Source organism: Bradyrhizobium sp. CCBAU 65884 (assembly GCF_028128835.1).
In the GTDB taxonomy this organism is placed as follows: domain Bacteria; phylum Pseudomonadota; class Alphaproteobacteria; order Rhizobiales; family Xanthobacteraceae; genus Bradyrhizobium; species Bradyrhizobium ottawaense.
Window position 1 is genome coordinate 63,099 of sequence record NZ_LBJU01000108.1, and the last position, 12,964, is coordinate 76,062.

Below are 12,964 nucleotides of genomic sequence, written 5' to 3' on the forward strand. Positions count from 1 at the left end.
ACATGACCGCTGCACTCCGTTTCGATCCGATCCGCCTGCCCGAGAAGTGCGAGCAGCTGCGCAAGGAAGTGCGCGCCTTCCTCGCCGAAGAGATCGCCGCCGGCACCTTCGATCCGCACAAGCCCAATCGCGAGGACACCGACGCGCCCGAATTTTCCCGACGGGTCGGCGCCAAGGGCTGGCTGGGGATGACCTGGCCGAAGAAATATGGCGGCCAGGAGCGTTCCTTCCTCGAACGCTACGTGGTGACCGAGGAGATGCGCGTCGCCAACGCGCCGACGCGGCGCTTCTTCGTGGCCGACCGCCAGAGCGGACCGGTGCTGCTGAAATACGCGCCCGAGCACATCAAGATGGACATCCTGCCGCGGATCTGTCGCGGCGAGATCTGCTTTGCGATCGGCATGAGCGAGCCGAATTCCGGCTCCGACCTGTTCGCGGCAAAGACGCGCGCGACCAAGACCGATGGCGGCTATCTGATCAACGGCACCAAGATCTGGACCTCGTCGGCGCACATCGCCGACTACATGATCGCGATCTTCCGGACGTCGCAGCCGACCAAGGAAAACCGCCGTCACGGCCTGACGCAATTCCTGGTGAAGATGAAGCAGCCGGGCATCAAGGTGAACCCGATCGGCCAGATCACCGGCCAGTACGAGTTCAACGAGGTCGTCTTCACCGACTTCTTCGTGCCCGATGACCACGTGCTCGGCGAAGTCGACGGCGCCTGGAAGCAGGCGACGAGCGAACTCGCCTATGAGCGTTCGGGCCCCGAGCGTTTCCTCGAGACCTATTACGTGCTGACCGAGCTCGTTCGCGCGGTCGGCCCGAACCCGGATACGCGCAGCGCCGAGGGCATCGGGCGCCTGGTCGCGCAGCTCCACACCATGCGGCGCATGTCGGTCTCGGTCGCCGGCATGCTGCAGGCCGGCAAGGAGCCGGTGGTCGAGGCCTCCATCGTCAAGGACATCGGCACGGTCTGGGAACAGCAGCTTCCTCACCGCGTGCGCGACCTTGCTGCTTTCGTCGAGGAGACCGCGACCAACCGCGACACCTTGGAGCGGCAGCTCGACTTCGCCATCAAGACCGCGCCGAAGCTCACCATCCAGGGCGGCACCACCGAGGTGCTGCGCGGCATCATCGCCCGCGGACTTGGTTTGCGCTAATCATCAAAGGATCATCATGACCACATACAAGGACATCGGCGTCGAGAAGGTCGGGCACGTCGGCACCATCGAGATCCGCCGCCCGCCGCTGAACTTCTTCGACATCTCGCTGATCAACCAGATCGCGGATGCGCTCGACGAATTCGACCGCGACATCGAGATCCGCGCCTCGGTGCTCTCGGCCCAGGGCAAGGCGTTCTGCGCCGGCGCAAACTTTGGCGATCCGGCGCGGCAGGCGCAGGAGGCGCGCGAAGCCGAGAAGAAGGGCGATCCGGCCGATAATCTCGGCCCGATCAACCATCTCTACATCCAGGCCGTGCGCATCTTCCGCGCCAAGAAGCCGATTGTTGCCGCCGTGCAGGGCGCCGCCATCGGCGGCGGATTGGGCCTCGCGGTCTCCGCCGATTTCCGCGTCACCTGCCCCGAAGCGCGTTTCTCCGCGAATTTTACGAAACTCGGCTTCCATCCCGGCTTCGGCCTGACGACGACGCTGCCGGAGCTGATCGGCAAGAACAACGCCGAGCTGATGTTCTACACCAGCCGCCGCGTCACCGGCGAGGAAGCCGTGAAATGGGGCCTCGCCAACGAGCTGGTGCCGCAGGACCAGGTCAAGGCGGCCGCGATGAAGCTCGCCGGCGAAATCGCCGAATGCTCGCCGCTCGGCCTGCTCTCCACCCGCGCGACGATGCGCGCCGGATTGGCCGATCGCGTCATGGCCGCGACCAATCACGAGCTCGCCGAGCAGACCCGGCTGCGCGCGACGGAGGATTTCAAGGAAGGCGTGAAGGCCACGGAAGAACGTCGCGCGGCGAATTTCAGGGGGCGATGATCACGGCGGCGCTAGCCGTATCACTCCACAGCGACCACAACCTCCCCTGTCATCCCCGCGAACGCGGGGATCCATAACCACAGGGAGAAGTTGTGGCGCAAGCTGGTCACTCCGCGTCTTGGCCAAACCGCTCCCTGTGGCTATGGGTCCCGGATCTGCGCGCGCTTAGGGCGCGCTTGTCCGGGACGACAGCGGCGGCTTTAGCGGCTTACTTCCTTCCCACCACCAGCGCATCGACGATCGTCACGCCCTGCCCCTCGGCGTGCACCAGCACCGGGTTGAGCTCGATCTCCGCGATCTCCTTTCCATGCCGCGCGGCGAGCGTGGAGATATCGGCGATCAACTGTGCCAGAGCCGCAACGTCCGCCTTCGCCGCCCCGCGAAATCCACTCAGCAGCGGCGCCGCCTTCAGGCTCGCCAGCATCGCGCCCGCCGCCTCCGCGTCGACCGGCACGGGGCGGTAGACGACGTCGCGGAACAGCTCGGTGGTGATGCCGCCGAGACCCACCATCACCATGGGACCGAACGTCTCATCCAGCATCGTGCCGACGATGATCTCGACACCGCGCTTCGCCATCGGGCCCACCAGCACGCCTTGAATGGTCGCCTCAGGCCGGTGCCGGCGCGCATTGTCCAGCAGCGCCTCGAATGCCAGAAACACCTCGCCCTTGGTGGTGATGTTGACGCGCACGCCGCCAACTTCGCTCTTATGGGCGATATCAGGCGACTGGATCTTCATCGCCAGGGGAAAGCCGACGCGGGCGACCGCCTCGTCGAGCTCGCTCTTGTCTCTCACCAGCACCTCATCCGGCAGTGCAATGCCGGCGGCGCGGAGCAACGACTTGCTGTCTGCTTCGGACAGGACCGCCGATTTCAGATGTACAGAAAGGTCGCGTGCCGGCAGCCGGGTTTCGTCCACGGGCTTCGGCAGACTGAACTTCGCGAAGTCGACGAGCCGACGCATCGCGACGCCGACATGGGTGAGGCCCGAGAGTACCACGACGCCGGATTTGGCGAGCTCACGGCGCGCGAAGTCGGACGGCACCGTGTAGGAATAGAACACCACCGGCTTGTGCTGTGCCGATAGCACCGGCGTCAGTTCCTCTTCCTTGAAGGGCTTGCGCACCTCGCTCGACAGCGACAGCACCACCAGGATCGCATCGACCTCGTCCGAGGCGGCGAGGACGTCGACGCTCTTCTGCAAGCCGCCGGAGGTGACGCCTTGCGCGGTGACGTCGATCGGGTTGCGCGCCGTGCCATAGGACGGCATCAACTGCTTGATCCCAACCTGGACCTTTTCGGACAGCTCCGGCACCTGCAAGCCTTGCAGCGCCACCGTATCGGCACCCCAGATGCCGGCACCGCCGGAAACGGTGACGACGGCAACGCGATCGCCCTTCGGCAGCGGATTGCTGGCAAGCACCGCGGCGATCGTCAGCGCTTCGTCCAGGTCGTTGGAGACGATGAAGCCGTATTTCGCGAACACCGCGTCATAGGCGGCCGACCAGCCGGCCATGCTCGCGGTATGCGAGGCCGCCGCGCGCTGGCCTGCGCCGGAGCGTCCGACCTTTGTCACGATCACCGGCTTCTTCATCTCCGCAGCGCGCCGGGCGGCGACCAGAAATTTGTCGACGTCGCGGATGCCTTCGATGAACAGCAGGATCACCTCGGTCGAGGAATCCTGCACCATGTAATCCAGGAACTCGCCGGCGCCGAGATCGGATTCATTGCCGGCGCTGACGACATAGCTGACAGCGATTCCGAGGGCCCGCGCCCGATGATAATAGGCAAAGCCGATGCCGCCGCTCTGCGCGACGATGCCGATCCGCTTTTTGGTGGCGACAAGCGGCACTACACCTGGCTTGACATCGACCGCCGGACTGAACGTCGCCGCCACGCGCTGCACCTGGCTGAAGAAGCCCTCGGCATTCGGCCCGGATATCCGCATGCCGGTGCGCCTCGCCAGCGCCGCGATCGCATCCTGCATCGCCGCGCTGTCGCCGCCCTCCTCGGCGAAGCCGGAGGAGATGATCACGGCATTCTTGACGCCGGCGGCGGCGCATTGCTCGAGCGCGGACAGGACGGCACGGGCCGGGATGATGATGACGGCGAGGTCGATGGGTGCGCCGATGTCGCCGATCGATCTGTAGCAGGCCAGCCCGTCGATATCCGCGTAGTTCGGGTTCACCGGATAGATCTTTCCGGGATACTCGTTCTTGCGCAGCATGGACAAGAGCCGCCCCGGGATCTTCTCGTGATCGCGCGAGGCGCCGATCAGCGCGATGCTGGCGGGCGCGAAGAAGCTGTCGAGCGGATGCGGCATGGCGGATGTGTCCTTCTTCGCAGAGACCTGCTCTCTCTCGCCGTCATCCTTGAGGTGCGAGGCATGGGATGCAACGCGTCCCATGAGAAGCCTCGAAGGATGAACGGCCCCGCCGGTGGCCGTCGCCCTTCGGGGCTCGCCGAAGAGGCGAGCACCTCAGGGTGGCGGACAACGAGAAGACCATCAACCGACGCGGAACGTCACCCCACCCACCAGGAACTCGCTCCCGGCAACCGCAAGCCCCCTCGCCTTCGCGGCATGCAGCACGCTCGCCCGATCCGCTACCCGAAACTCGAGCGCGCTCATGATCTCGCTGGCGCCTTTCACGAAGCGGAAGGTCGCATTGGGCAGCTTCAGCTCGGCACCTTCAGGCGCAACGCCGATGATCTTGCCCCAGTGCTCGGCCAGGCCTTGCGGATCAGGGCTCTGCATCTCCACGCCCGTCAGCGCCTGCGTCACGTCCTTGCGGATGAACTTTTGCCAGTCCGGTCCTGCCGGCGGATAGGCGCCAAGAATGTCGTCGCTGCCTTCGGTGTGGTTGAACTCGATGAAGGCGGCACGGCAGTCGCGGGGGTGGAGCTGGACGCCGTGATAGGGCGCATGGTCGATGACGTTGGCGGTGCGCACGCCAAGCGCGTTGGCGTTGCGGCCACGCTCGTCGGGATCATTGCAGCAGAAGATCGCCATGTAGCCACCGCGGCCACCGGTCTTCTCGATGAAGCGGCCGGCCGTGGTACCGCCCTTGAAGGGTGCCACCACCTCCAGCATGATCGTGTCGACCGGGAGCAGCGCATTCTCCAGGCCGTATTTGGCGACATTGCCGTCGCGATAGCACACGGCGAGGCCCATGATGTCCGCGATGTCGGAGATGACGGGCGCGAGCTGCGGCGCAACCAGGCAGATCTGCCGCAATCGCATATAGGGCGCCATGGTCAGGCGCCCCTGAAGGTCGGCTTGCGCTTCTCGACGAAGGCCTTGGCGGCCTCCTTGTGGTCCTCGGTGTCGCCGCAGCGGGTGTGGTGGATCGCCTCGCCGTCGAAGCAATCCTCCAGCGCCAGGTGCTCGGCATTGTTGATGTTGCGCTTGATGAAGCCGAGCGCGATCGACGGCCCTTGCGCCAGCGACAGTGCCAGCTCGTGGGCCGCGGCGTCGATCTCGGCGTCGGGCACGACCTTGGTCACCATGCCGATCGCATGCGCTTCCCTCGCCGTGAGCACCGGCGACATCAGATAGAGCTCGCGCGCCCGCGCGCTGCCGAGCAGCTGGGTGAGAAAATAGGTGCCGCCGTAGTCGCCGGAGAAGCCGACCTTGGCAAAGGCCGTGGTGATCTTGCAGGATTCCGAGGCGATACGGAGATCGCAGGACAGCGCCATCGACAGACCCGCTCCGGCCGCGGCGCCGTCGAGTTGCGCCACCACAGGCTTCGGCATCTGGTGCAGGATGCGCGAGACCTCCATGCCGCGGCGCAGATTCGCAAGCTTCTGCTCGAACGGCAGCGGCGCGCGGCCCGCGGCCATCGACTTGACGTCGCCGCCGACGCAGAACGAGCCACCAGCGCCCTTGAGCAGCACCGCGCGCACCTCCGCATCGTCAGCCGCCCGCCGCGCCGCTTCGACCAGCCCGGCCACCATCTCGGGGTTGAGCGCGTTCTTCCGCTCCGGGCGGTTCATCGTGATGGTGAGCAGCCCGCCTTCGAGCTTTTGCAGGACCATGTCGTTCATGGGGCGCCTCCCTCGTTGTTTCCTTCGTCATTCCGGGGCGCGCGAAGCGCGAGCCCGGAATCCATTTGTCGACGATCACTGCGGCCCGATGGATCCCGGGTTCGCGCTCATGCGCGCCCCGGGATGACGCTTCGCGTCATTTCTTCACCAGCGGGCAGCGCGACTGCTCCAGCGACTGGAACGCCTCGCTGCCGGACACGGTGGCGAGCAGCTTGTAGTCGTCCCAGCGGGCCTTCGATTCCGACGGTTTCTTCACCTCGAACAGGTACATGTCGTGGATCATGCGGCCGTCCTCGCGGATCTTGCCACCCTTGGCGAAGAAGTCGTTGATCGGCGTCTCCTTCATCACCTTCATGACAGTCGCTGCATCGGTCGTGCCGGCCGCCTTCACCGCCTTCAGGTAATGCGTGACGGAGGAGTAGACGCCGGCCTGTGCCGAGGTCGGCGGCCGCTTCACGCGCTCCTGAAAGCGCTTCGAGAATGCGCGCGTGTCGTCGTTGAGGTCCCAGTAGAAGGCTTCCGCCAGCAGCAGGCCCTGCGCGGTCTCCAGACCGATCGAGTCGATGTCGGTGACGAAGGCGAGCAGCGGCGAGACCTTCTGGCCGCCCTTGGTGATGCCGAACTCGGCCGCCTGCTTGATCGCGTTGACGGTGTCGCCGCCGGCATTCGCAAGCCCGATCACCTTGGCCTTGGAGGCCTGGGCCTGGAGCAGGAACGAGGAGAAATCCGACGTGTTGAGCGGGTGGCGCACGCTGCCCAGCACCTTGCCGCCCGTCTTGATGACGACGGCACTGGTGTCCTTCTCCAGGTCCTGGCCGAAGGCGTAATCGGCGGTGAGGAAGAACCAGCTGTCGAGGCCAGACTTCACGGCCGCAAGGCCGGTCACATTGGCCTGGCCGTAGGTGTCGAACACGTAGTGGATGGTATAGGGACCGCAGGCCTCGTTGGTGAGACGGATCGAGCCCGGGCCGTTGAAGATGATGATCTTGTTGCGCGCTTTGGCGATCTCGCCGGCCGCAAGCGCAGTGGCGGAAGCCGCGACGTCGTAGATCATCTCGACGCCCTGGTTGTCGAGCATATCGCGGGCGATGTTGGCGGAAAGATCGGCCTTGTTTTGATGGTCGGCCGCCAGCACCTGGATCTTGCGCCCCAGCACCTCGCCGCCGAAATCCTCCACCGCCATCTTGGCCGCGGTCTCGCTGCCGGGTCCGGTGATGTCGGCATAGAGGCTCGACATGTCGAGGATGCCGCCGATCTTGAGAGGTGGCTTGTCCTGGGCCTGCGCGGTGGCGCTCGCACTGAGGGCAAACGCGGCGGCAAAAATGCCCGACAAAACAGTCTTCATGGAAAACGATCTCCCTTATCGCGCCGTACTCTGATGGCGGCTTGGTTATTGCTCTTGGCAATCGTTATTGGCAATCGCTGTTGCCGCAATCATGCCGCATGCGCAAGAGCGCAGCAAGCGCGGGCTGCGATGCGCGTCTTGCGATTGCGTCATGTTTTCCGCAAAGCGGAATGGTGGAATGACGCAAGATCTTTCCGCGTCATTGCGAGCGTGTGACGTAACAGCAAATCCCCACACGCGCTGCCGTAGGGCGGGCAAAGGCGCGCTCTTCGCGCCGTGCCCACGACTTCGATTACGGCCACGAAGAGATCGTGGGCACGGCGCGTTGCGCCTTTGCCCACCCTACGAAGGCCCCTTCGTCGTTGGCATCGTTTGAGTTAAGATCGACGCACAACACAACCTTTCCGGGTCACGTGGCGCAACGGCTTCACCTCATCGTCGCATTCCTTCTCATCGCGGGTCGCACCGCGTTCGCGACGCCGTGCCAATTCGAAGCACAGGGCGAAGGCCGTGTCGCTGCCATCGTCGATGCCCGCAGCGTGCGTCTCGACGATGGCCGCGAAATCCGCCTCGCAGGCATCGAGACGACGGCGACGACGAAGCAGGCGCTGGCTTCGCTGCTCGCCGGCCGCGACGTGACGCTTCGCGGCAGCGACGACACACCCGACCGCTACGGCCGCCAGGGCGCGCTGGTGTTCATCGGCGAAAGCGACACCCCGGTGCAGGCCGTGCTGCTCGCCCAGGGCGACGCCATGGTCTCCGCCGAAATCACGGACAAGGACTGCGCGGCGGCCCTGATGACGTCGGAGGCCGAGGCGCGGCGCCAAAAAAAGGGCAGCTGGGCTGACCCGTCGGCCATAAAAAACGCGGAAAGTCCGGACGATATTTTGGCGGGGATCGGGCGCTTTGTGGTGGTCGAGGGTAAAGTCCTGTCGGTCCGGCAAGCTGGGGCAATGACCTACCTCAACTTCGGACGGAACTGGACACGTGGCTTTGCCGTGACTATTTCAAAGCGCACGCTGCCAGCGCTCGAAAGCGCTGGAATCACCCTTAAGTCATTGGAAAGTAAGCGTATTCGAGTCCGGGGCTGGGTCGAGGGAAGTACGGGGCCGCGGATTGATGTGCGGCTCGTGGGGCAGGTCGAGTTGCTGGGCGCAAACGAGCCGACAGGGGTAAGGCCTTAAATCAGGCCAGGCACGGGTTAAGCGACGTGAATGGGGTGCTAGAACGGCACGTACGGAATGAAGGCCGCCGCCTGCGGGCTGCGCCGGCCGCGCTTTGCCTCGTGCTGGGTACGGCCCTCGCCGGCTGTGGCGACATGGGCCGGTTCCAGGCCGCCGCGACCCCGCCGACCGTTGCGATGCCCAAGCCCAAGCCGGCCGTCGCGCAGACACCCGCCACCGAGAAGGAGCACGAGCGCATCCTGGCGAGCTATGGCGGCACCTATGACGATCCCAGGCTCGAATCACTCGTCAGCAAGACCGTCGACCGGCTGGTCGCTGCGTCCGACCGTCCCGATCAGGGCTACAAGGTCACCATCCTCAATTCCGGCGCCGTGAACGCCTTCGCGCTGCCGAACGGCCAGCTCTATGTCACGCGCGGACTTCTCGCGCTCGCCAGCGACACCTCGGAATTGTCCTCCGTGCTCAGCCACGAGATGGCCCATGTGCTGTCCAAGCACGCCGCGATGCGCGAGGACCAGGCGCGCCAGGCCGCGATCGTCACCCGCGTCGTCACCGACATGAGCAACGATCCTGACCTCACCGCGCTCGCGCTGGCCAAGACCAAGCTCACCATGGCGAGCTTCTCGCGCAAGCAGGAGTTCGAGGCCGACGGCATCGGCGTCGGCATTTCGGCCAAGGCGCATTTCGACCCCTACGGCGCGGCGCGTTTCCTCTCGGCGATGGAACGCAATGCCGAGCTGAAGGCCGGCAAGAGCTCGCTCGATCCGCGCGCGCAGGATTTCACCTCGTCGCATCCGGCGACCCCGGAGCGCGTGCAGAACGCGCAGACCATTGCGCGGCAATATACTGCGCCTGAAGGCGCCGAGCGCGACCGCGAGACCTATCTCGCGGCGATCGACAATCTCGTTTACGGCGAAGACCCCAGCGAAGGTTTCGTCCGCGGCCGCCGCTTCCTGCATCCGAAGCTGGGCTTCACCTTCCAGGCGCCGGACAATTTCACGCTCGACAACACCGCCCAGGCCGTGATCGGCGTGCGCGAGGGCGGCGCACAGGCGATGCGTTTCGACGTGGTGCGGGTGCCGGCCGAGCAGTCGCTCGGCGACTACCTCAATTCCGGCTGGATGGAGGGCGTCGAGAAGGCGTCCACCGAAGACATCACCATCAACGGCTTCCCGGCCGCGTCCGCCGCCGCCAAGGGCGACCAGTGGCAGTTCAAGGTCTATGCGCTGCGCTTCGGCAGCGACGTCTATCGCTTCATCTTCGCGGCCCGGCAGAAGTCGACCGAGAGCGAGCGCAATGCGCGCGAGACCGTCAATTCGTTCCGCCGCCTGACGCTGGACGAGATCCAGGCCGCGCGACCGCTGCGCATCAAGGTCATCACCGTGCAGCCCGGCGACACCGTGGAATCGCTCTCCCACCGCATGGCCGGCGTCGATCATCCCGCCGAGCGTTTTCGCGTGCTGAACGGCCTCGATCGCACCGCGCAGGTGAAGGTGCGCGATCGCGTGAAGATCGTGGCGGATTGACGTGCGCTAAGCGCGCGTCATCCCGGGGCACGCTTAGCGTGAACCCGGGATCTAGAGCCACAAGCTTCGCTGCCGTAGGGTGGGCAAAGCGCAAGCGTGCCCACGCATCTTTTGCGATCGAGAGAGATGGTGGGCACGGCGCTTATGCGCCTTTGCCCACCCTACGACAGCTGTTGTGTGGCGACCGCTTGAGCCTCAGCGCCCCGCGTCCATGTCGCCCGCCTCGCGCTGGCCACTGAGCCAGAGCGCCAGCAGGGTCCAGAACGCGCCGGACAGCAGGTACGCACCCGAGGCGATGACACCGAGATTGGTGGCGAGCAGCAATGCGACCAGCGGAGCGAAGCCGGCACCGAACAGCCAGGCCATGTCCGAGGTCAGCGCGGACGCCGTGTAGCGGTACGCCTGCTTGAAGTTCGAGGCGATCGCGCCGGAGGACTGGCCGAAGGACAGGCCGAGCAGGATGAAGCCGATCACCATGTAGATGGTCTCGCCGAACGCGCCGGCATCGAGCAGCTGTGGGGCAAAGCCGCTGTAGATCGCGATCGCGATCGCCGACCCCATCAGCAGCGACTTGCGGCCGACGCGGTCGGCGATGACGCCGGACAGCACGATCGCACCGACACCGAACACGGCGGCGACGATCTCGATGATCAGGAAGCGCACCGGGCTTTCGCGGGTGAACAGGAACACCCAGGACAGCGGAAACACCGTGACCATGTGGAACAGCGCGAAGCTCGCCAGCGGCGCGAACGCCCCCAACATGATGTTCTGACCTTCGCTTGCGACGGTGTCGGCGATGCGCGCGGGCTGCAATTCGCGGGTCTCGAACAGCGAGGCATATTCCTCCGTCGTCACCATGCGCAGGCGCGCGAACAGCGCCACGACGTTGATGGCAAACGCGACGAAGAACGGATAGCGCCAGCCCCAGTCGAAGAAATCGTCGGCCGAGAGGTTGCCGGCGAAATAGGCGAACAGCGCGCTCGCCACGATCAGCCCGAGCGGAGCGCCGAGCTGCGGCACCATCGCGTACCAGCCGCGCTTGGAGGGCGGCGCGTTCAGCGCCAGCAGCGAAGCCATGCCATCCCAGGCGCCGCCCCAGGCCAGACCCTGCGCGATGCGCGCCAGTGCCAGCAGCCAGATCGCGGCAACGCCGATGTCGTGATAGCCGGGCAGGAACGCCAGCGCGACCGTGGCGGTGCCGAGCAGGAACAGCGCCGAGATCAGCTTGGCGGTCTTGCCGTAGGCACGGTCAACCGTCATGAAAATGACGGTGCCGATCGGCCGGGCCATGAAGGCCAGCGCGAAGATCATGAAAGAATAGAGCGTGCCGGTCAGTTCGCTCGCGAACGGGAACACCAGGCGCGGGAACACGATCACCGAGGCGATCGCGAAGACGAAGAAGTCGAAGAATTCCGAGGTGCGGCCGATGATGACGCCGATGGCGATCTCGCCGGGACTGGCCTGGTCGTGGCCGTGCTCGCCCGTGTGGAGGTCTGCCATTGCGGGGGTCTGTGCCGTCGCCATTCGTGCGCCCTTAACGTCCTGAAAACCAAAGCCGACCGCCCGGCGGGCGCCGGGCAATCTGGCCTTCTCTGGCCCAACATTCCGCACTGCAACATTGGACAAATTGTCCAATGTCCGGATTGTTGCGCCGCAGCTACCCGTTGGCCCCACAAAAGAAACTCATTCTCAAAGGCTCGGCCCGTGTCTCGTCTCAAGATCCTGGCGCTACTACCTCTGGCTGCTGCGCTCAGCGGCTGCGACTACGTCGTGCTGGCGCCAGCCGGCGATATCGCTGCCCAGCAGCGCGACCTCGTCATCATCTCCACCATCCTGATGCTCCTGATCGTCGTCCCCGTGATGGCGCTGACGGTGCTGTTCGCCTGGCGCTATCGCCAGTCCAACACGGCCGCTCGCTACGAGCCGGAATGGGACCACTCGACCAAGCTTGAGCTGGTGATCTGGTCCGCACCGCTGCTGATCATCGTCTGCCTGGGCGCGCTGACCTGGATGGGCACCCATCTGCTCGACCCCTATCGCACGCTCGGCCGCATCCATGCCGACCGCGCCGTGGACCAGTCCAAGGCTCCGCTCGAGGTCGACGTCGTCGCGCTCGATTGGAAGTGGCTCTTTATCTATCCCGACTACGGCATCGCCACCGTCAACGAGCTCGCAGCTCCGGTCGACCGTCCGATCAAATTCCGCATCACCGCGTCCTCGGTGATGAACTCGTTCTACATCCCCGCGCTCGCCGGCCAGATCTACGCGATGCCGGGCATGGAGACGAAGCTCCACGCCGTCGTCAACCACGCCGGCACGTATAAGGGCTTCTCGGCGAACTACAGCGGCGCCGGCTTCTCCGGCATGCACTTCAACTTTCGGGGACTCGACGACAAGGGTTTTGACGCCTGGATCGCCAGCGCCAAATCCGCCGGCGGCTCGCTCGGCCGCGCCGAATATCTCCAGCTCGAAAAGCCCAGCCAGAACGAGCCGGTGCGCCGCTACGGCACGATCGACTCCGATCTCTACCGTCTGATCCTCAACATGTGCGTCGAGACCGGCAAGATGTGCCAGAGCGAGATGATGGCGATCGACGCCAAGGGCGGCAACGGTCATCAGGGCCTGAACAACACCCTGCCGCTCACTTACGACAAGTACGCCCGCCGCGGCACCCCGCTCGGGCCGGAGCCGACTTTCGTGGCCGGCACCTGCACGCCCGATGCGCCGCAGGGCAAGACCACGGCGTCCATCACGGCTCCCGTCGACACGGCGCCGTTGCTCGGCGCCGGCCTGAAGCGGCCGAGCTTCGCGCCGCTCAAGTCCTCGTCCTTCTTCCTCGGACTGCGTCCGAAGTCAGACTCCTAAAGAGATCC

10 protein-coding genes are annotated in these 12,964 nt (G+C 65.4%); 5 read left to right on the forward strand and 5 right to left on the reverse strand.

What is annotated here, in order from left to right; genetic code table 11:
• The first annotated feature begins 2 nt into the window (after positions 1-2).
• Both XI03_RS13020 and XI03_RS13025 read left to right on the forward strand, forming a co-directional pair.
• On the forward strand, positions 3-1,163 hold the full coding sequence (locus XI03_RS13020; protein WP_271592356.1) for an acyl-CoA dehydrogenase family protein: 1,161 nt from the start codon (positions 3-5) through the stop codon (positions 1,161-1,163).
• A 16-nt stretch (positions 1,164-1,179) separates the two neighbouring features.
• A complete protein-coding gene (locus XI03_RS13025) occupies positions 1,180-1,992 on the forward strand; it encodes an enoyl-CoA hydratase/isomerase family protein (protein ID WP_271592357.1) in 813 nt (270 codons plus the stop codon).
• A 208-nt stretch (positions 1,993-2,200) separates the two neighbouring features.
• On the opposite strand, the gene XI03_RS13030 is transcribed toward XI03_RS13025, so the two are convergent.
• From XI03_RS13030 to XI03_RS13045, 4 genes are all read right to left on the reverse strand, one after another.
• Positions 2,201-4,315 (reverse strand): acetate--CoA ligase family protein, encoded by a 2,115-nt coding sequence (locus XI03_RS13030; protein ID WP_271592376.1) that lies wholly within the window; start codon positions 4,313-4,315, stop codon positions 2,201-2,203.
• A gap of 183 nt (positions 4,316-4,498) precedes the next feature.
• Positions 4,499-5,245: a hypothetical protein gene (locus XI03_RS13035; RefSeq protein ID WP_271592358.1), complete on the reverse strand. Its 747-nt coding sequence runs from the start codon at positions 5,243-5,245 to the stop codon at positions 4,499-4,501.
• A gap of 2 nt (positions 5,246-5,247) precedes the next feature.
• Complete coding sequence (locus tag XI03_RS13040; protein ID WP_028141830.1) at positions 5,248-6,036, reverse strand: enoyl-CoA hydratase; 789 nt, start codon at positions 6,034-6,036, stop codon at positions 5,248-5,250.
• 136 nt (positions 6,037-6,172) lie between these two features.
• A complete protein-coding gene (locus XI03_RS13045; RefSeq protein WP_038951152.1) occupies positions 6,173-7,381 on the reverse strand; it encodes an ABC transporter substrate-binding protein in 1,209 nt (402 codons plus the stop codon).
• A 413-nt stretch (positions 7,382-7,794) separates the two neighbouring features.
• On the opposite strand from XI03_RS13045, the gene XI03_RS13050 reads away from it, so the two are divergent.
• Positions 7,795-8,565, forward strand: a complete 771-nt coding sequence (locus XI03_RS13050; protein WP_442869716.1) for a thermonuclease family protein — start codon at positions 7,795-7,797, stop codon at positions 8,563-8,565.
• A gap of 134 nt (positions 8,566-8,699) precedes the next feature.
• The gene (locus XI03_RS13055; protein WP_240536542.1) at positions 8,700-10,091 is read left to right on the forward strand and encodes a M48 family metalloprotease; all 1,392 of its coding nucleotides are present in this window, start codon (positions 8,700-8,702) and stop codon (positions 10,089-10,091) included.
• 195 nt (positions 10,092-10,286) lie between these two features.
• On the opposite strand, the gene XI03_RS13060 is transcribed toward XI03_RS13055, so the two are convergent.
• Positions 10,287-11,615, reverse strand: a complete 1,329-nt coding sequence (locus tag XI03_RS13060) for an MFS transporter (RefSeq protein WP_271592360.1) — start codon at positions 11,613-11,615, stop codon at positions 10,287-10,289.
• A 180-nt stretch (positions 11,616-11,795) separates the two neighbouring features.
• Here XI03_RS13060 and cyoA point away from each other — a divergent pair, with 180 nt between their 5' ends.
• The gene (cyoA, locus tag XI03_RS13065) at positions 11,796-12,956 is read left to right on the forward strand and encodes a ubiquinol oxidase subunit II (RefSeq protein WP_271592361.1); all 1,161 of its coding nucleotides are present in this window, start codon (positions 11,796-11,798) and stop codon (positions 12,954-12,956) included.
• Positions 12,957-12,964: the final 8 nt, after the last annotated feature.

Bases quoted from the DNA above. Each gene is read 5' to 3' on its own strand.
- XI03_RS13055 (WP_240536542.1), top strand. From the start codon at position 8,700: ATGGGCCGGTTCCAGGCCGCCGCGACCCCGCCGACCGTTGCGATGCCC.
- XI03_RS13040 (WP_028141830.1), bottom strand. From the start codon at position 6,036: ATGAACGACATGGTCCTGCAAAAGCTCGAAGGCGGGCTGCTCACCATC.
- XI03_RS13030 (WP_271592376.1), bottom strand. From the start codon at position 4,315: ATGCCGCATCCGCTCGACAGCTTCTTCGCGCCCGCCAGCATCGCGCTG.
- XI03_RS13035 (WP_271592358.1), bottom strand. From the start codon at position 5,245: ATGGCGCCCTATATGCGATTGCGGCAGATCTGCCTGGTTGCGCCGCAG.
- XI03_RS13025 (WP_271592357.1), top strand. From the start codon at position 1,180: ATGACCACATACAAGGACATCGGCGTCGAGAAGGTCGGGCACGTCGGC.
- XI03_RS13045 (WP_038951152.1), bottom strand. From the start codon at position 7,381: ATGAAGACTGTTTTGTCGGGCATTTTTGCCGCCGCGTTTGCCCTCAGT.
- XI03_RS13020 (WP_271592356.1), top strand. From the start codon at position 3: ATGACCGCTGCACTCCGTTTCGATCCGATCCGCCTGCCCGAGAAGTGC.
- XI03_RS13060 (WP_271592360.1), bottom strand. From the start codon at position 11,615: ATGGCGACGGCACAGACCCCCGCAATGGCAGACCTCCACACGGGCGAG.